The sequence below is a fragment of the Hyphomonas sp. genome, assembly GCF_046313735.1.
Lineage (GTDB): Bacteria > Pseudomonadota > Alphaproteobacteria > Caulobacterales > Hyphomonadaceae > Hyphomonas.
The window spans coordinates 71364-88673 of record NZ_JBKBXW010000003.1 but is presented as its reverse complement, the minus strand read 5'-3'; the positions used below and the strand labels follow the sequence as shown (position 1 = coordinate 88673).

At 66.0% G+C, this 17310-nt stretch carries 17 protein-coding genes; 14 read left to right on the top strand and 3 right to left on the bottom strand.

The features are described 5' to 3' along the window. Positions 1-163: 163 nt before the first annotated feature. The 12 genes from ACK4SV_RS02575 (at position 164) to ACK4SV_RS02520 (ending at position 14444) form a co-directional block, all read left to right on the top strand. Positions 164-661 (top strand): division/cell wall cluster transcriptional repressor MraZ, encoded by a 498-nt coding sequence (locus ACK4SV_RS02575; RefSeq protein WP_409916228.1) that lies wholly within the window; start codon positions 164-166, stop codon positions 659-661. Then, positions 661-1689, top strand: a complete 1029-nt coding sequence (rsmH, locus tag ACK4SV_RS02570) for a 16S rRNA (cytosine(1402)-N(4))-methyltransferase RsmH (protein ID WP_409916227.1) — start codon at positions 661-663, stop codon at positions 1687-1689. Before ACK4SV_RS02575 ends, rsmH begins: the two co-directional genes overlap by 1 nt. Continuing rightward, positions 1686-2033, top strand: coding sequence for an FtsB family cell division protein (locus ACK4SV_RS02565; RefSeq protein ID WP_409916226.1), 348 nt, complete (start codon positions 1686-1688; stop codon positions 2031-2033). The genes rsmH and ACK4SV_RS02565 overlap by 4 nt, the downstream gene beginning before the upstream one ends. Then, on the top strand, positions 2030-3658 hold the full coding sequence (locus ACK4SV_RS02560; RefSeq protein WP_409916225.1) for a peptidoglycan D,D-transpeptidase FtsI family protein: 1629 nt from the start codon (positions 2030-2032) through the stop codon (positions 3656-3658). Before ACK4SV_RS02565 ends, ACK4SV_RS02560 begins: the two co-directional genes overlap by 4 nt. Then, a complete protein-coding gene (locus tag ACK4SV_RS02555) occupies positions 3655-5091 on the top strand; it encodes a UDP-N-acetylmuramoyl-L-alanyl-D-glutamate--2,6-diaminopimelate ligase (RefSeq protein ID WP_409916224.1) in 1437 nt (478 codons plus the stop codon). Before ACK4SV_RS02560 ends, ACK4SV_RS02555 begins: the two co-directional genes overlap by 4 nt. Further along, positions 5088-6524, top strand: a complete 1437-nt coding sequence (gene murF / locus ACK4SV_RS02550; protein ID WP_409916223.1) for a UDP-N-acetylmuramoyl-tripeptide--D-alanyl-D-alanine ligase — start codon at positions 5088-5090, stop codon at positions 6522-6524. The genes ACK4SV_RS02555 and murF overlap by 4 nt, the downstream gene beginning before the upstream one ends. Further along, positions 6524-7717, top strand: coding sequence for a phospho-N-acetylmuramoyl-pentapeptide-transferase (gene mraY, locus ACK4SV_RS02545; RefSeq protein WP_409916222.1), 1194 nt, complete (start codon positions 6524-6526; stop codon positions 7715-7717). Before murF ends, mraY begins: the two co-directional genes overlap by 1 nt. A 10-nt stretch (positions 7718-7727) precedes the next feature. Further along, complete coding sequence (gene murD / locus ACK4SV_RS02540) at positions 7728-9143, top strand: UDP-N-acetylmuramoyl-L-alanine--D-glutamate ligase (protein WP_409916221.1); 1416 nt, start codon at positions 7728-7730, stop codon at positions 9141-9143. Further along, on the top strand, positions 9140-10291 hold the full coding sequence (locus ACK4SV_RS02535; RefSeq protein WP_409916220.1) for an FtsW/RodA/SpoVE family cell cycle protein: 1152 nt from the start codon (positions 9140-9142) through the stop codon (positions 10289-10291). Before murD ends, ACK4SV_RS02535 begins: the two co-directional genes overlap by 4 nt. Beyond that, positions 10284-11384 (top strand): undecaprenyldiphospho-muramoylpentapeptide beta-N-acetylglucosaminyltransferase, encoded by a 1101-nt coding sequence (gene murG / locus ACK4SV_RS02530; RefSeq protein WP_409916219.1) that lies wholly within the window; start codon positions 10284-10286, stop codon positions 11382-11384. Before ACK4SV_RS02535 ends, murG begins: the two co-directional genes overlap by 8 nt. Positions 11385-11436: 52 nt before the next feature. Further along, positions 11437-12861, top strand: coding sequence for a UDP-N-acetylmuramate--L-alanine ligase (murC, locus tag ACK4SV_RS02525; RefSeq protein WP_409916218.1), 1425 nt, complete (start codon positions 11437-11439; stop codon positions 12859-12861). Between the two features lie 95 nt (positions 12862-12956). Continuing rightward, on the top strand, positions 12957-14444 hold the full coding sequence (locus ACK4SV_RS02520; RefSeq protein WP_409916217.1) for an MFS transporter: 1488 nt from the start codon (positions 12957-12959) through the stop codon (positions 14442-14444). A 9-nt stretch (positions 14445-14453) separates the two neighbouring features. Here the strand turns inward: ACK4SV_RS02520 and ACK4SV_RS02515 are convergent, their stop codons facing one another. From ACK4SV_RS02515 to ACK4SV_RS02505, 3 genes are all read right to left on the bottom strand, one after another. Further along, positions 14454-15065: a TadE/TadG family type IV pilus assembly protein gene (locus ACK4SV_RS02515; RefSeq protein WP_409916216.1), complete on the bottom strand. Its 612-nt coding sequence runs from the start codon at positions 15063-15065 to the stop codon at positions 14454-14456. Beyond that, the gene (locus tag ACK4SV_RS02510) at positions 15062-15640 is read right to left on the bottom strand and encodes a TadE/TadG family type IV pilus assembly protein (RefSeq protein ID WP_409916215.1); all 579 of its coding nucleotides are present in this window, start codon (positions 15638-15640) and stop codon (positions 15062-15064) included. Before ACK4SV_RS02510 ends, ACK4SV_RS02515 begins: the two co-directional genes overlap by 4 nt. Before the next feature lie 107 nt (positions 15641-15747). Next, positions 15748-16266, bottom strand: a complete 519-nt coding sequence (locus ACK4SV_RS02505; RefSeq protein WP_409916214.1) for a pilus assembly protein N-terminal domain-containing protein — start codon at positions 16264-16266, stop codon at positions 15748-15750. Positions 16267-16533: 267 nt separating this feature from the next. On the opposite strand from ACK4SV_RS02505, the gene ACK4SV_RS02500 reads away from it, so the two are divergent. Together ACK4SV_RS02500 and ACK4SV_RS02495 are read left to right on the top strand one after the other, a co-directional pair. Next, on the top strand, positions 16534-16704 hold the full coding sequence (locus ACK4SV_RS02500; RefSeq protein WP_409916213.1) for a Flp family type IVb pilin: 171 nt from the start codon (positions 16534-16536) through the stop codon (positions 16702-16704). A gap of 307 nt (positions 16705-17011) precedes the next feature. Beyond that, entirely contained in the window at positions 17012-17182 is a 171-nt protein-coding gene (locus ACK4SV_RS02495; protein WP_409916213.1) for a Flp family type IVb pilin, read from the top strand. Positions 17183-17310: the final 128 nt, after the last annotated feature.

Sequence of the window (17310 nt, the reverse complement as noted above, 5' to 3'; positions counted from 1 at the left end):
GCGCCGTTGCTTTAATGGTCCTGATCTGTTCGCCTCCTGATCCAATGTGGAAATCCTGCAGAGGGTTAGCAGCCCATTGAGGCCCATCCTGTCCCATGTTAATCCATATTTACTCATGGGTTTCCCATGGCGGGGTTAGTTCACATTCAGGATCGGGTCAGAGGTGTTTGTTTCCACCTATGAGGGCGCTATTGATGCAAAGGGCCGGGTGTCTATCCCCGCGCCCTTCCGCGCCGCATTGGGCGGGAGCGCGCGCGTCTTCCTGTGGCCGGCGCCGGACGGGTCGGGCGCGCTGGAAGGCGGCGGCGAGGAGCTGATGGAGCTCTACCGCGAGACCCTTGCCGAACTGCCGCTGCAATCGCCGATCCGCGAGGCCATCGTCACCTGCATCATCGCCGCCGCAGCAGACCTGAAGATCGACGATACCGGCCGCGTGAAGCTGCCGGAGGATCTCTGCGAGGCGGCGGAGCTGAAGGACAAGATCCGGTTTTCCGGCCAGCTCGACAGTTTCCGTATCTGGAACCCGGAACAATACCGCCGCCACCAGGCGCGTATGCGCAGCGTCGTCAACGTGCCTGAAACGCTGGATGCCTTTGCGCAGGCCTATAACCGTGTGCGCCAGCGCCGTGCGGCGTCCGGCCGGTCCGGGGAGGGCGTGTAATGACCACCCGCCCCGCCGCCCGCGCGCCGGCCCAGCCCGGACACCTGCCGGTGATGCTCGCCGAAGTGCTGAGAGCGCTCGCGCCGGCGCAAGGCGATCGGATCATCGACGGCACGTTTGGTGGCGGCAGCTACACCCGCGCCATCCTCGAGGCGGCAGACTGCCAGGTGCTCGGCATCGACCGCGATCTGGACGCCATCGTGCGGGCCGAGCGGATGGCGGAGAACCAGCCGCGCCTCCTGCCCCGCCTCGGCTGTTTCGGCGAGATGGACAGCCTCGCCGAACAGGCCGGCTGGCCGCTGGTGGACGGGGTTGTGCTCGATATCGGCGTTTCCAGCTACCAGATCGACCAGGCAGGCCGGGGTTTTTCCTTCCAGAAGGATGGCCCCCTCGACATGCGGATGGGCGGCGGCGGGCCGTCGGCAGCGGATGTCGTCAACCGGATGGCCGAGCGCGACCTCGCCGATGTCATCTTCCGCCTTGGGGAGGAGAAGCAGTCCCGCCGGATCGCCCGCGCCATCGTGGAGCGCCGGGCAGAAGCGCCGTTCGAGACGACGCTGGACCTTGCCGGCCTGATCGAGACAGCCCTTGGCGGGCGCCGGGGCGCGCGCGTCCACCCCGCGACACTGACCTTCCAGGCGATCCGCATGTATGTGAATGACGAACTGGGCGAGCTTGCCCGGGGGCTGTCTGCGGCGGAGCGGATCCTGAAGCCTGGCGGGCGGCTGGTGGTGGTCACCTTCCACTCGCTCGAAGACCGGCTGGTCAAGCAATGGATGCGCGAGCGGGCGGGCGCGGTCCCGTCCGGATCACGGCACATGCCGCTCCTGTCCAAGGCACCGCCGCCGGCCTTCCGGCTGCAGGAAAACAAGGCGGTGCTGCCCTCTGACAAGGAAGTGGAAACCAATCCGCGCGCACGCTCTGCCAAGTTGCGGGCGGCGATCCGCACCGATGCGGACGCGGCCACAGAACCTGCAAGCGACGGCATGAACCTGCCGCCGCTCTCTGAACTGGAGAGGTCGAAATGAGCCGCCGGGTATTCTTTTTTGGTCTGCTGGTCGTGGGCCTGCTGATCTTCAGCCTTTATCGCGCGAAATATGGCGCGAAAGACACCGCCGCTGAACTCCTTGATGTCGAATCGCAGATCGAGCAGGCCGTGCGCGAGCGCGCGCTGCTAGAGACCGAACTCGCCCATATGAGCCGGCGCGACTGGATCGAGGAATATGCCCGCAAGGAGCTGGGCATGGCCCCGCCCCGCCCCGGCCAGATGGTGCAGGAGGGCGATCTCGACGAGATGATCGGCCCGCCGCTCGCGGCGCGGCCCTATCCGGCGGCGGTGCCCGCGCCCGAGGAAGCGGAGCGCGCCGAATGAGCGAAGCCTCCCGCCACCGGACACGGCTTGTCGGGCTCACGCTCGGCCTGCTGTTTGTGCTGCTGGCGGGGCGCAGCGGCTATCTGGCGCTGTCGGATGCACCGGGGAGAGGCGCTGCGCCGCTGATGACGGCCGCCCTCGACAAGCGGGCCGACATTGTGGACCGCAATGGCGAACTGCTCGCCACCTCGGTTGTCTCCTGGTCACTCTGGGCCAATCCGAGGCTCGTCTGGGACGGGGAGGAGGCAGCCCGCCGGCTTGTGTCCGTGTTTCCTGATCTCGACGAAGCGGTGCTGGCGCGGCGGCTGTCTGAATCGCGGCGCGAATTCGTCTGGGTGAAGCGCGGTCTCACACCCCGCCAGCGGGAACAGGTGATGGCCCTTGGCCTCGAAGCGCTCGACTTCCGCGAAGAGTCCCGCCGGGCCTATCCGCGCGGGGTGCTGGCCGGGCAGGTGCTCGGCTACACCAATGTCGATGGCGAAGGCCTTGGCGGCGTGGAGCTGGCCTATGACACCTCCCTGCGCGCAGGCAGAGCGCCGCTGCGCCTGACGCTCGATATCGGCGCGCAGGCCGCGCTGGAGGCAGAGCTTGCCACCGCCGCAATGGATTATGACATCATCGGCGGCGCCGCGATTCTCATGGAAACGGCCACCGGCGAGATAAGGGGCATGGCCAGCTGGCCGCCTTTTGATCCCAACCGCGCGAGCGAGACGCCCGCGAATGATCCCGGCCGGACAAACCGTGCCATCGGGGCGGTGTATGAGCTTGGCTCGGTGTTCAAGCCGCTGACCGTGGCTGCCGCGCTCGAGGCCGGCGTTGTCCGCCCGAATGACCGGTTCGACATTGGCCGGCCCCTGGAAGTGCGCGGCTTCCGGGTGCGCGATACGCACTGGATCGGCCAGCACGCCGATCTCACCCGCATTCTTGCGGAAAGCTCCAATATCGGCACGGTGCACGTCAATCTTGCGCTGGGGCCGCAGCGCCAGATGCAGTTCCTGGAACGTGCGGGCCTGACCCGCCGGGCGCCGATCGGGTTGCCGGGCAGTGCGGCGCCGCTGGTGCCGGCGCGCCTCGATGAGGTGACGGCGGCGACCGTGTCCTATGGCCATGGCCTGTCGGTGACCCCGCTGGCCTTCCTGACGGCCTTTGCCGCGCTCGGGAATGAGGGGCGGATGGTGACGCCCAAGATCCTCGCGGGCGAGGCGAGCGTAGGCGAGCCTGTGCGGCTCATCTCTGCCGAGACGGCGCGGATCATGACAGTGATGATGCGTGAATCGGTCATCAATGGCACGGGCCGGCGCGGCGATGTGCCGGGCTACCGCGTCGCCGGCAAGACCGGCACCGCCGAGAAACCCATCCCCGGCGGCTATGACCGATCGCGCAATGTCACCAGTTTTGCTGCGGTTTTTCCGGCTGACAGCCCCCGATTTGCCCTGATTGTGACGCTGGATGAGCCCAAGCCCATCGAGGATGGGAGCATGACTGCGGGCATGAATGCTGCGCCGGTCGCCGGACGGGTCATCGAACGTGTCGCGCCGCTTCTCGGTGTCGATCCGCATTTCGAGGATTTGCGGCCGGCCTCCTCCGCGCTTCGCAGCCCGCCTGATCCAAGGAGTGAACTTTGAAACTGAAGGACCTCTTCCCCCTCGCCGAGAAGGGTGAGACCGAGATCCTCGGGATGACTGCCGACAGCCGGCAGGTCAGGCCCGGCTGGCTGTTCGCCGCCCTGAAGGGCAGCGTGCATGATGGCGCGGCCTTCGTGCCGCAGGCGCTGGCAAAAGGCGCGGCCGCGATCCTGTCGGACACCAGCGTGCCGGATGCCGGCGTGCCGCATGTGATCGCGGATGAACCCCGCCGCGCGCTGGCGCTGGCGGCAAAGAAATTCCACGGCGCGCAGCCGGAGAAGGTGGTTGCCGTCACCGGCACAAATGGCAAATCCTCCACCGTCGATTTTGCGCGGCAGATCTGGGCAAGGGCCGGTATCAAGGCGGCCTCGATGGGCACGCTCGGCGCCATCGGCCCGGCCGGCAAGATCGATATCGGCCACACGACGCCGGACCCCGTCACCGTGCACGAAACGCTCGCCGCGCTCGCCGCGCAGGGCGTGACGCATTGCGCGATGGAAGCCTCCAGCCACGGCCTCGAGCAGCACCGCCTCGACGGGGTGGATCTTGCTGCCGTCGGCTTCCTCAATTTCACGCAGGACCATCTCGACTATCATGGCAGCATGGACGCCTATCTTGAGTCCAAGCTGCGCCTGTTCCGGGCGCTCGCCCCGCGCGGCATCCCGGCCATCGTGAATGCCGACAGCGACCACCGCGACACGTTCGAGGCAGCGGCGCGTGATTCCGGGCTGCAGATTGTCTCCTTCGGCTGGCGCGGCGAGGATCTCTGGATCGACGAGCTGATGCCCAAGGCCACCGGCCAGACGCTGTTCCTCTACTGGCGGGATGTCGAGCAGAAGCCTGTCGAGCTTCCGCTGATCGGTGAGTTCCAGGCGCTGAATGCGCTGGCGGCGGCGGCTTTCTGTCTCTCGCTCGGCATGGAGTTCCCGCAGGTGGCCGACGGGCTGGCGAACCTCAAGCCAGTGAAAGGCCGTCTCGAATTTGTCGGCAAGACACCGTCTGGCGCGGCCGTGTTCGTCGATTATGCGCATACGCCGGACGGGCTGGATGTGCTGCTGCGCGCCGTCCGGCCGCATACGGCGGGCCAGCTGAAAGTGATCTTCGGCTGCGGCGGGGACCGCGACGCGAAGAAACGTCCCCTGATGGGCGATGTCGCGCGCCGCCATGCCGATGAGGTGATCATCACCGACGACAATCCGCGCACGGAAGACCCCGCAAAGATCCGCGCCGCGATCCTCGCTGCTGTTCCGGACGCGCGCGAGATTGGTGACCGGGGCGAAGCGATCCGCACAGTGATCCGGGAGCTGAAGAAAGGCGACACGCTGGTCATCGCCGGCAAGGGGCATGAGACCGGCCAGATCATCGGTACCGATGTGCTGCCCTTCTCCGACCAGGATGTGGCGCTTGCCGCGCTGACGGAGGCCGGAGCATGAGCGGGCCGCTGTGGACCTCTGACGACATCGAACTCGTCACCGGCGGGCGGGCCAGCGCGCCCTTCGCCGTCACGGGCGGGGTGTCCATCGACACCCGCACGCTGCAGCCAGGCGATCTTTTTGTGGCGCTGAAGGACCAGCGCGACGGGCATGATTTTGCCGAGGCTGCCTTCAAGGCCGGCGCGGCGGGCGCGCTTGTCTCGCGGCCTGTCGCGGGCGGCGCGTTTGTGCAGGCCGGCGATGTGCTCGATGCCCTCACCCAGCTTGGCATCGCCGCGCGTGTGCGCTGCGGCGCGCATCGCACCGCGATCACGGGCTCGGCGGGCAAGACATCGGTGAAGGAAATGCTCGCGCGCATCTACCGCGCGCACGGGCCTGCCCACTGGAGCGCCAAGAGTTTCAATAATCACTGGGGCGTGCCGCTGACCCTCGCCCGGATGCCGCAGGACACCGTCCGCGCGGTGTTCGAGATCGGCATGAATACGCCGGGCGAGATCGCCCCCCGCAGCGAGATGGTGCGCCCGCACACCGGCATCGTCACCTGTATCGCGGCGGCCCACCTGGAAGGCCTCGGCTCGGTCGAGGGAATTGCGGAAGAGAAATCAAACATCTTCGCCGGGCTCGAAGCCGGCGGCACGATCATTCTGCCTGCGGATGATGCGTTCCTCGATTATCTCTCGGCGCGTGCGCGCGAGTTCTGCCCCACCGGAAGCGTCGAGACCTTCGGGGCCTCGGAGGAGGCGACCGCGCGGATCGCCGCCTATGAAACCGACGGGCGCACCAGCCGGATCACCTGCGAGATCGTCGGCCAGCGCGTCACGGTCACGCTCGATGCAGTCGGCGCACACTGGGCGCAGAATGTGGCCGCTGCCCTGCTCGCCGCCAGCCAGGCAGACCTCTCGTTGAAGGATTGCGCGGAGGCGCTGTCGGGCTATGCCCCGCCGCCGGGGCGCGGCACGGCGGAAGTTCTCTCCCTGCCGGAGATCGGTGAGATCACGCTGATCGACGACGCCTACAATGCCAACCCGGCGAGTATGCGCGCGGCGCTCAAAGGCCTCGCCCAGCGCCCCGGCGCCCGCCGCCTCGCTGCGCTCGGTGACATGCGCGAGATCGGCGAGACGTCTGCGGCGGAACACCGCGCGCTGGCAGGCCCGCTGGTGGAGGCCGGTGTTGACGGTGTGTTCCTCGCTGGTGCCGATATGCAACACCTTGCCGAGGCGCTGCCGCCCTCGCTGCAGCAGGTTGCTGCTCCGACTGCGGACGAGTTGTGGAATCAGCTGCAAAAAGCACTGAGGCCCGGTGATGTTCTCTTGATCAAAGGGTCGAATGCGTCCGGGATGGGACGGATAGTAGACCGCCTGCGCCAATGGAGCGCTGCGGCTGGAACGGGCAAGATGGAAGGCGGGCCAGAAGGGCCTGCAAGGGTAGGCTGATGCTGTATGAACTGCTCGCCGCAGACAGCGGCGTGTTCAATCTTCTCAACTACATCACCTTCCGCACCGGCGCGGCGGTCGTCACCGCTTTTCTCGTGACGGTGCTGATCGGTGACTGGCTGATCAACACGCTGCGCGCACGGCAGGGCAAGGGCCAGCCGATCCGCGACCTGTCGCTGGAAGCCCAGCTCTCGAAGAAGGGCACGCCGACGATGGGCGGCCTGCTGATCTGGGCCGGCCTGATCGTGGGCGTTGCGCTCTGGGGCAATTTGCAGAACCCCTATATCTGGGTCACGCTGTTTGTGACCTTCTCCTACGCCTTCCTCGGTTTCCTCGATGACTATGCCAAGGTCACGAAACAGTCGACCGATGGGGTCTCCGCCAGCGTCCGGCTGATTGCCGGCTTCGCCATCGCCGCCCTTGCCTGCGCCATCATCATGGGGCTGCACGGCGCGCACACGCCCGCCGGACATGCCGAATGGGGCCCGCTCAATCCGCTGGCACAGTGGATCGCTGCCTATGCGCCGCAGACGACCGTGCCCCCGGCAGATCCGGACTTTGCCGGCGGGGTCGCTGTGCCCTTCATCAACAATTACTTCTTCCCGCTCGGCGGGTTCTTCATCCTGTTCGGGATGATCGTCATCGTCGGCGCGGCGAACGCGGTAAACTTCACCGACGGGCTGGACGGCCTCGCCATCGTGCCGATGACGTTTGCAGCCGCCGCCTATGCGATGATCGCCTACCTCACGGGTAACTTCGTCTTCGCCAATTATCTCGGCATCCAGTTCGCGCCCGGCGCAGGCGAGCTCAGCGTGCTGCTCGGCGCCATGATCGGCGCGGGCATGGGCTTCCTCTGGTACAACGCCTATCCGGCGAAAGTGTTCATGGGCGATACCGGCTCGCTCGGCCTCGGCGGGATGCTCGGCGTCGTGGCGGTCGCAACCAAGCACGAATTTGCGCTGGTGGTCGTCGGCGGCCTGTTCGTCATCGAGGCGGTTTCGGTGCTCACGCAAATCGGCTGGTTCAAGATCACCAAGCGGCTGACGGGCGAGGGCAAGCGCATCTTCCTGATGGCGCCGCTGCACCATCACTTCCAGAAAAAGAACTGGCCGGAAACGCGCGTTGTCGTGCGCTTCTGGATCCTGTCCGTCCTCTTCGCCCTCGCGGGCCTCGCTACCCTGAAGCTGAGGTGATGCGCGCGCCATGATCCCCATTACCGAATACGCAGGAAGAGACGTCGCGGTCTTCGGCCTTGGCCGGTCCGGTCTCAGCGCGGCCAGGGCCCTGAAGGCCGGCGGCGCGCGCGTTCATGCGTGGGATGATAATGAGGAAACGCGCGCCAAGGCCGAAGCGGCCGGCGTCGCCCTGTCCGACATCAACAAGCGCGACTGGCAGACCTTTGCCGCGCTCGTCCTGTCGCCGGGCATCTCGTACAAATTCCCGCAGCCCCACCGCCTTGTCCGCCTTGCGGAGATGACCGGCGTGCCGGTGATCGGCGACATGGAACTCTTCGCCCGCGCGGTGCAGGCGCTGCCCGAGCGGGCGCGCCCGAAAGTGGTCGGCATCACCGGCACCAACGGCAAGTCCACCACCACGGCTCTGATCGGCCACATCCTGAAACAGGCCGGGCGCGACGCGCGCATCGGCGGCAATATCGGCACCGGCGTGCTCGACCTCGCCGCACTGCATTCCAATTCCGTCTATGTGCTGGAGCTGTCCTCCTACCAGCTTGACCTGGTGAAGAGCCTGCACTGTGATGTTGCGGTCTTCCTGAACCTGTCGCCCGACCATCTCGACCGGCATGGCGGAATGGACGGCTATCAGGCCGCCAAGATGCGGATCTTCCAGAACCAGACCTCGAAGGACACCGCCGTCGTCGGCTTCGACGATCTCTATAGCCAGTCGGTCGCCATCGGCCTGTCGGCGCGGGGGCCGCAGAAGGTCGTGCAGATTTCCTCCACCTACACGCTTGGCCGGGGCATCAGCAGCGTCGATGGCCACCTCTATGACAACCAGTCCGGCAAGGCCGAGCGCCTCGGCAAGATCACCGACTGCCCGGCCCTGATCGGCCGGCATAACTTCCAGAACGCGGCGGCTGCCTATGCGGCCTGCCGGGCGCTGAACCTTGATCCGGCGACGATCATGGCGGGCATCCAGACCTTCCCAGGCCTTCCGCACCGGATGGAGACCGCCGGGGAGATCGGCGGGGTCCGCTTCGTCAATGATTCCAAGGCCACCAATGCCCAGGCGGCGGAACAGGCGCTGCGCGCGTTCAGCAATATCTACTGGATCGCCGGCGGGGTTGCGAAATCGGACGGCATCGCGCCGCTCGCGCCGCTCTATCCCAACATCACCAAGGCCTATCTCATCGGCCAGTCGGAAGACGTCTTCGCCGCCACGCTCAGCGGCAAGGTGCCGGTCCAGCGCTGCGGCACGCTGGAGCGCGCAGTAGAGGCAGCGGCGCGGGACGCCAAGGCGGCCGGCCAGCCGGATGCGGTGGTGCTCTTCTCGCCGGCCTGCGCCAGCTTTGACCAGTTCCGTGATTTCGAACATCGCGGCGACGTGTTCCGCAGCCTCGTGCAGGCGATGGCCTCTGCCGGCGTGCGGGCGACCGCATGAGCTACACGGCCAACGCCCCGCTGCTGCCGCGGTCGGATGCTTCCTGGTTCACCGAATGGCGCCGCACGCTGGACTGGGGCCTTGTGGCCGGTGTCGTGATCCTGATCAGCGTCGGCCTGCTCATGTCGCTCGCGGCAGGTCCCTCGGCGGCTGCGCGGACGGGCCAGTCTGACCCCTATTTCTACATCTACCGCCAGACTGCCTTTTCGGCGGCGGGCTTCACGGTGCTGATGGCCGTCAGCCTGCTCGACCGTAAATGGGCCCGGCGTTTTGCGGCGCTTGTCTTCCTCGGCAGCATCGCGTTGATGATCGCCCTGCTCGGCATCGGCCATGAGGCGAAAGGCGCGCAGCGCTGGCTGCGCTTTGCCGGCGTCTCCCTGCAGCCGAGCGAGATGGTGAAACCGGCGCTGATCCTGCTGTGCGGCTGGCTGTTGGCGCAGCGGGAACATTACCCGAAGGGTCCGTGGACACTGATGGCCTTTGGCGCTTATGCGGCGACGCTGACACTGCTGCTGCTGCAGCCGGATGTCGGCCAGTCGGTGCTGGTGACGGCAGCGTTCCTCACTGTTTTCTTCATCAGCGGCCTGCCGAAACGCTGGGTGGTGATTTTCGCGGGCGGCGGCGCGGCGCTGGCCTTCCTGCTTTACAGCCTCCTGCCCTATGTGCGCTCGCGGATCACGATGATCCTCAACCCGACCTCTGCCGATACCTTCCAGATCGACCGGGCCGCCGAGGCGATCAGCCGGGGCGGCCTCCTCGGTGCAGGTCCGGGGGAGGGGCTGATCAAGGCCCGCCTGCCGGACGCGCATACCGATTTCATCCTCGCAGTCATGGCTGAGGAATACGGCCTCGTCGCCATCCTCGCGCTGATCGGTGTCTATGCGCTCATGGCGATCCGCGGCTTCCGCGCTGCCGGGCGGATCGAGGATGGCTATGCCCGCACAGCCGCAGCGGGCCTGTTCACCCTGTTCAGCCTTCAGGCGGCCATCAATATCGGGGTCAACCTCGCCATCCTTCCGCCCACCGGCATGACCCTGCCTTTCGTGTCCTCCGGTGGCTCTTCGATGGTCGGCATGGGATTGACGCTCGGCCTCGCGCTTGCTCTCGTCCGGGGAGAAGGTACGAGGAGCCCGGGCCGGTATGGCTGACACAGCAGAGCCGAAACTTGTCGTCATTGCAGCGGGCGGCACCGGCGGGCACATGTTCCCCGCCCGTGCCTTTGCCGATGAGATGCGCGCGCGCGGCTGGCAGGTGGGGCTGATCTCGGATTCGCGCGGCCTGCGCTATGCGGGCGACTTTCCGGCAGAGTGGAAGGCAGAGGTGGAGGCGGCAAGCCCCAACTTCCGCAAGCCCTGGACGGTTCCGGGCGCTGCCCTGAAGATCAATGCCGGCATCGCCTCCGCCCGCCGCCTGATGCGCCAGTACGGCCCCGCCCTGGTGGCCGGCTTCGGCGGTTATCCGGCCTTCCCGGCGCTCGCCGCGGCGCGCCGCTCGGGCGTCCCCATCATCATTCACGAACAGAATGCCGTGCTCGGCCGGGTCAACCGCCAGTTCGCCCGCCATGCAAAGCTGGTGGCCAGCGGGTTCGAGCGGCTCGACTTCCTGCCGCGCGGCGCCGCCCATATGCCGATCGGCAATCCCGTCCGCGCCCCGATCCTCGAGGCAGCGAGCGCGCCCTATCCGGATACGGACGGCGAGCTGAATATCTTCATCACCGGCGGCAGCCAGGGCTCCCGCATCATCGGGGAGATGGTGCCCCTCGCCCTCGCCAACCACGTTCCTGCGCCCCTGCGGGTCCGCCTGAAAATTGTCCAGCAGGTGCGCGAGGAGCAGGTGTCGGGCGTGTCGGAACTCTACGCAAAGGCCGGCGTGCGCTGCGAGTTGTCGCCCTTCTTCAGCGACATGCCCCGGCGCCTTGCCGCCGCCCATCTCGTCATCGCGCGCTCGGGCGCCGGCACGGTCAGCGAACTGGCGGTGATGGGCCGCCCGTCGATCCTGATCCCGCTCGCCATCGCGATGGATGACCACCAGGCCGCCAATGCCGAAGCGCTGACCGCCGTGGGCGCCGCCGACATGATCCTCGAGACCAATGTGACCCCGCAGCTGCTCGGTCAGCTGGCCGCCGCGCGCCTGTCAGACCCGGAAGAGCTCAAGACGCGCGCCGCCGCCGCAAAGTCCGCCGCCCGCCCCGATGCCGCCAAAGTGCTGGCCGATATGGCAGAACGCATCGCGGAGCTGTAAGGGCTGTACCGGCCTGCACAGACACCGCACGGCCAGACGACCCGGAGCCCCTATGTCCCCGCCTACTCCTTTCCCTGTTGGTCCGGCGCATATTGTCGGCATTGGCGGCATCGGCATGTCCGGCATTGCAGATGTGATGCTGACCATGGGCTATGAGGTGCAGGGCTCGGACGTTGCCGAGAGCGCCAATGTCGAGCGGCTGCGCGCGCGCGGGGTGAAGGTCTTCATCGGCCACGAGCCGGAGAATGTCTCGGGCGCCGGCACGGTGATCATTTCCTCTGCCATCCGGCGGGACAACCCGGAAGTGCAGGCCGCGCGTGCCGCCGGCATTCCGGTCGTGCGCCGCGCCAACATGCTGGCCGAGATCACCCGCCTGAAATACACGGTCTGTGTCGCCGGCACGCATGGCAAGACAACGACAACCTCGCTCGTCGCCTGCCTGCTGGATGGGGCAGGGGTGGACCCCACCGTCATCAATGGCGGCATCATCCACGCATATGGCTCCAACTACAAAGCCGGCGAGAGCGACTGGATGGTGGTGGAGAGCGACGAGAGCGACGGCACTTTCACCAAGCTCCACCCGACCTGCGCCATCGTCACCAATATCGACCCCGAACATATGGACCATTACGGCACGATGGAGAGGCTGCGGGAGGCCTTCGACACCTTTGTCGAGAACCTGCCCTTCTATGGATTTGCCGTTCTGTGTACGGATCATCCTGAGGTGCAGGCCCTTGCTGCGCGTGTGACCGACCGGCGCCGCATCACCTATGGCTTCAACCTGCAGGCCGATATCCGCGCGCTGAACCTGGTGACCGACCTGAAAGGCACGCATTTCGAGGCCGAGATCCGCCGCAGCCCGGGTGAGACGCCCCGGCGCATCACTGGCCTGACGCTGCCGATGGCGGGGGAGCACAATGTCCAGAACGCGCTGGCAGCGATTGCCGTTGCCCTCGAGCTGGGCGCCAGCGACGAGCAGGTCCGTGCGGCGCTCGCCCGCTTCGGCGGCGTCAAGCGGCGCTTTACCCCCGTTGGCGAATGGCTGCCGGAGGCAGGCGCCGAGCCGGTGCGTATCATTGATGATTATGGCCACCATCCGGTGGAGATCGCCGCCGTCCTGAAAGCCGCCCGCGCGATCCAGAAAGACCAGCCGCTGATCGCCGTCTGCCAGCCGCATCGCTATACCCGCCTGAAGGACCTGTTCGAGGACTTCTCAACCTGTTTCGACCAGGCCGATCATGTGCTGATCGCCCCGGTCTATGAGGCGGGCGAGGCCCCGATTGAAGGCATCACCCATGACGCGCTCGTCCGCTCGATCCGCCAGCATGGCCATCGCAGCGCGGCAGTGATCCCCTCGCTGGCGGCGCTGCCCGATGCGGTCCGGCATGTGGCGGGGCCGGGCGCGATGGTCGTCTGCCTCGGCGCCGGCGACATCACGCGCCATGCCGGGGAGCTTGCCGCCCGGCTGAAAAGCTGACGCTGCGTCACGGCTGAAAGCCGCTTCCCCTTTCCCGGCGCGCCGATACTGTCGGCGCGATTGAGCGCAGACCACATGCGCCCCGGGAGGAAGACATGGCAGACGCGGTCCTTGCAGCGGCCGGCAGTGACCGGCCGGCGGCCTCCGGCGGGGAAGGGGGCGTCTTCAGCAAGACCGGTTTCGCCTGGGCCTGGTTCGAGGCGGCCCGCAATCCCTATTACATCCTGATCGTCATCTATGTGTTCGCGCCTTACTTCGCGCGCGACATTGTCGGCGCCGACATCCTCGCCAGCGGGCAGCTCGAAGGGCTGAGCCCGGAAGCTGCCGCCGCCGCCGCAGGCGCGGAAGGCCAGGCGATGGTCGCGAGCCTGTCGAAATGGGCGGGCCTTGTGGCGGCCTTTACCGCACCTTTCCTCGGCGCCGCCTTTGACCGGGGCCTCCGGCGCAAGCCCCTGTTGCTCGTCTGCCTCTCGCTGATCTCGCTGATCAGCATTTCGCTCTGGTGGGCCATTCCGGGGCCGGAGGGTTTCTCCACCGGCACGCTGATGCTGCTCCTGATCATAGCCTATGTCGCCTATGCCTATAGCGAGGTCTCGCACAATTCGATGTTGCCGGATGCGGCGCGGCTCGATGCCTTGCCCGCGATTTCAGGTCTCGCCCTGGCGCTCGGCAATGCGGTGGCGACGGTCATGTTCATCGGCCTCGTCGTTTTCTTCGCGCTGCCGGATGCCATCGGCTGGCCGGCGCCGCAGGCCCTGTTCGGGATCGACACGTCCCAGTACGAACAATTCCGCATCGCCGGCCCGATCTGCGGCGTCTGGATGCTGCTCTCGATGTGGCTGTTCTTCGCCAATGGCCGCGATACCGGCGTGAAGGGCACCTCCGCCGTGCGCGCCATCCGCGAAGGCGCCATCGGCGTGTTCCGCACGGTGCGCCAGGCGGCGCATCACAAGGAGGCATTCAAATTCCTGATCGCCCGGATGCTGTATGCGGACGGCATGGCGGCGCTGCTGATGATGGGGGCGGTGTATGTCAGCCTGTTCCTCGGCTGGAACCTGATCGAGCTGACGATTTATGCCATCTGGGCCTCGGCCTGGGCGGTCGCCGGCGGCATCTTCGGCGGCTGGCTGGACCAGAAGATGGGCCCGAAGAACGCGCTTGTCCTGGAGCTCATCGCCATCGTGCTGATCCTGTTCTTCGGCCTGTCGATCACGAAGGACTCCGCCCTGTTCGGCCTCATCCCCAACCAGCAGGTCTGGGATGTCCCGTTCTTCTCCGGCACGTCCGACCTGCTTTACCTCGTGCAGGGGGCACTGATCGCGGTGTTTGCCACCGCCAACATCTCCTCCAGCCGGTCGATGCTGGTGCATGTCGCCCCGGCGCATATGCGCGGGGAATTCTTCGGTCTCTATGCGATTGCCGGCACGGTCACCGTCTGGCTCGGGCCGCTGATGGTGGAACAGTTCACCCGCGCGTCCGGCGACCAGCGGATCGGCATGTCGGCCATCGCGATCCTGTTCTTCCTCGGGCTCGCTGTGCTGCTCACGATCAAGCGCGAGACGCCGGCAGCGAAGGCGCTCTGATCCGGCGGCTCAGCTGCTCGGGCCGAAGGCGATGCTTCCCGGCGGGCCCTGCACCCGGTCGATGGTCTGCACACGGCGGGGCCGCAGATAGAACCGGTCCTTCAGCGTCATCGGCGTGCTGCTCAGGAATCCCAGCTGGCTGGTATAGTCGAACTCGATCTCCGCCAGGATGACAGAGCCCGGCTGCTGGACGATCCCATCGGGCACATTCATAACCGTGCCAACTGCAAGCGAAGGCATGTTGTGCCCTTCCGACCAGGCAACGCGCTTCTGGCCATCACCGGTATCGACGATGGAGGTGAGCCGCATCCGCGTCTGGCTGGTCCGGTAGGGCTGCATCATGACGGTGGCCGCATCATACAATTCGCGGAAATCGGCATTCGTCGCGGTGTTCAGGCGCGCCGTCAGGTCGCCCAGCGCAGCGGCCGTTGCGGTCACCCTGCGGTCGGCCCGCAGCATCAGGTTCACTTCGACGCAGGACATGTAAATCAGCAGCAGCACTGGCGCGATGAACGCGAACTCCACCGCCGAGATGCCCCGCTGGTCCTGCCGGTACGTCCGTGCCCGGCCGATGGTGCGTCCGTACGTCTGCTTCAGGAAGGAAATGGCTGATTGAATCATTCCGAGAGCCCGCCGCCGCTGGTGAAAGGTTCGTTGCGGAACACCGCCGCTGAGTGCAGGAGGTGCTTGTTGCCCGGCATGTTGACCAGCGGGCGCGAGATCACCGGCGTGAACAGCGGCCACTCATAGAACACCCGCACGGCCACGATCTCTGCCGGCCCGCCCGGATTGTAGGTCAGGAGGCCCGGATCGATGTTGCCGGCCGCATCCGTCGGGATTCCGTTCGGGGTCAGCCCGAACCGGTTGATCGTGCGCACGTCCACATGCAGCAGGTTGTTGCAGTCCATCAGATTGTAGAAGCGCTCGCACACCGTTGCCCGGAACTCGTCCTTGTCGAGGGATTCGCGCTGGACCCCGCCGGTGCGGATCGGACGCGACGCTTCGTACACGGCATGATCGAGTACCGACGAGGCGATGAAGATCATGCAGACTTCGATCAGGCCAAAAATCATGAAGAAGAAGGGAACCGCGATCATCGCGAATTCCACCGCTGCCGCCCCGCGCCGGTTTTCGGCATATTGGCGCCAGCGCTCATGCAGGCGCGCCGCAAGGCTGTAGCGCAAGCTGGCAGGCATGGGTTGGACTCCCTCCGGATTACACCTGGCGTCCTAGCATGTTCCGGTTTTCCGGGGGTTGAGCGGGCCTGGAGAATTTCATGCGAATTCTCCGCATCGCGCCCGCATCAGTTGCCTTCGTTGAGGGTCTGGATCTGGATCTGCTGTTGCACCAGGTTGGCGAAATGCTCAGGATCATCGCCGAGGTTCACCGCGCCGCGGCAGACGGGGGTACAGTCATAGCTGAAATGCTGGCCTGCCCGGTTGATGACGACGAGGTTCGAGGAATTCGCTGTCACGATCACTTCAGCATTATAGATCTCGCGGCCACCCCGATCGACCACGATCAGGTTGGTCGTGCCATAGCTCTTGCCCGTCACGAAGATCAGGTTCTCGCTGTGCACGGCGACATCCGCCACATTCTTGTTCCCGACCACGATGCTGGAGGCCGCGCCCGAAAGGCGGACCGGCACGGTCTTCGATGTCTCGACCGAGAGCTGGTTGGCGGCCGCAGTGCTGGCCATTGCGAGCGCGAGGGAGGCGGCGAGGGCCGAGGCCCGGATGCAGGCCCGGAAGGAAGAGAGAACAGGCTTTGCGATATGGGTCATGATCAGCAGGGCTCCGGCGCGGATTTCCAAGAAGATCACCCGATATGGTTTCCTCTTTCCTAACCGGTCCACTGCCGGGCCCGCGCAGCCTGTGCCGGTGCCCGCGCATACTAAGGAATCGCGCGCGCGGGAGGGCATCGCAAGCCGCCACCGGCGCGGGTCCATCCGGTAAACAAGTCTTTGATTTCGCTTCATGGATTTTCTTTTCCGCTCAACCAGATGTTCGGGCTGATGCTGTAGAACTGCACTTGTCCCGGGAAGAAAAGTTCACGCCGGGACTTGTTCAAAGTATGATGGGAGTTTCCAATGTTTGCACGTTTCCTGAAAGACGAGTCGGGCGCCACCGCTATTGAGTACGGCCTCATCGCCGCCCTCATCGCTGTCGCCATCATCGGCGCTGTCACCACCCTGGGTGGCAACACGGCTGCTACGTTCGACGCCGTTTCCGACAAGCTGGTTGCTGGCGGCGGCGAGTAATCGCTCGCTGTCGGGCTCAGCCTGACCAATCAAGCCGCCGGGATCCGTCCCGGCGGCTTTTTCGTTTTCCGGGCCGGGCCCGCACAGCCTCTGCCGGTGCGCGCGCGCATACTAAGGAATCGCGCGCGCGGGAGGGCATCGCAAGCCGCTACCGGCGCGGGTCCATCCGGTAAACAAGTCTTTGATTTCGCCTCATGGATTTTCTTTTCCGCTCAACCAGATGTTCGGGCTGATGCTGTAGAACTGCACTTGTCCCGGGAAGAAAAGTTCACGCCGGGACTTGTTCAAAGCATGATGGGAGTCTCCAATGTTTGCACGTTTCCTGAAAGACGAGTCGGGCGCCACCGCTATTGAGTACGGCCTCATCGCCGCCCTCATCGCTGTCGCCATCATCGGCGCTGTCACCACCCTGGGTGGCAACACGGCTGCTACGTTCGACGCCGTTTCCGACAAGCTGGTTGCTGGCGGCGGCGAGTAATCGCTCGCTGTCGGGCTCAGCCTGACCAATCAAGCCGCCGGGATCCGTCCCGGCGGCTTTTTCGCTTTCCGGGCCAAGCGCCCCGCAGAAAGGCTTCCTTCAGGCTTTTGGCCGAACGTGGCGCCGGA

Excerpts from the sequence above, each read along its gene's own strand:
- rsmH (WP_409916227.1), top strand. The coding sequence starts at position 661 with ATGACCACCCGCCCCGCCGCCCGCGCGCCGGCCCAGCCCGGACACCTG.
- ACK4SV_RS02565 (WP_409916226.1), top strand. The coding sequence starts at position 1,686 with ATGAGCCGCCGGGTATTCTTTTTTGGTCTGCTGGTCGTGGGCCTGCTG.
- ACK4SV_RS02560 (WP_409916225.1), top strand. The coding sequence starts at position 2,030 with ATGAGCGAAGCCTCCCGCCACCGGACACGGCTTGTCGGGCTCACGCTC.
- murF (WP_409916223.1), top strand. The coding sequence starts at position 5,088 with ATGAGCGGGCCGCTGTGGACCTCTGACGACATCGAACTCGTCACCGGC.
- mraY (WP_409916222.1), top strand. The coding sequence starts at position 6,524 with ATGCTGTATGAACTGCTCGCCGCAGACAGCGGCGTGTTCAATCTTCTC.
- murD (WP_409916221.1), top strand. The coding sequence starts at position 7,728 with ATGATCCCCATTACCGAATACGCAGGAAGAGACGTCGCGGTCTTCGGC.
- ACK4SV_RS02535 (WP_409916220.1), top strand. The coding sequence starts at position 9,140 with ATGAGCTACACGGCCAACGCCCCGCTGCTGCCGCGGTCGGATGCTTCC.
- murG (WP_409916219.1), top strand. The coding sequence starts at position 10,284 with ATGGCTGACACAGCAGAGCCGAAACTTGTCGTCATTGCAGCGGGCGGC.
- murC (WP_409916218.1), top strand. The coding sequence starts at position 11,437 with ATGTCCCCGCCTACTCCTTTCCCTGTTGGTCCGGCGCATATTGTCGGC.
- ACK4SV_RS02520 (WP_409916217.1), top strand. The coding sequence starts at position 12,957 with ATGGCAGACGCGGTCCTTGCAGCGGCCGGCAGTGACCGGCCGGCGGCC.
- ACK4SV_RS02515 (WP_409916216.1), bottom strand. The coding sequence starts at position 15,065 with ATGATTCAATCAGCCATTTCCTTCCTGAAGCAGACGTACGGACGCACC.
- ACK4SV_RS02510 (WP_409916215.1), bottom strand. The coding sequence starts at position 15,640 with ATGCCTGCCAGCTTGCGCTACAGCCTTGCGGCGCGCCTGCATGAGCGC.
- ACK4SV_RS02500 (WP_409916213.1), top strand. The coding sequence starts at position 16,534 with ATGTTTGCACGTTTCCTGAAAGACGAGTCGGGCGCCACCGCTATTGAG.
- ACK4SV_RS02495 (WP_409916213.1), top strand. The coding sequence starts at position 17,012 with ATGTTTGCACGTTTCCTGAAAGACGAGTCGGGCGCCACCGCTATTGAG.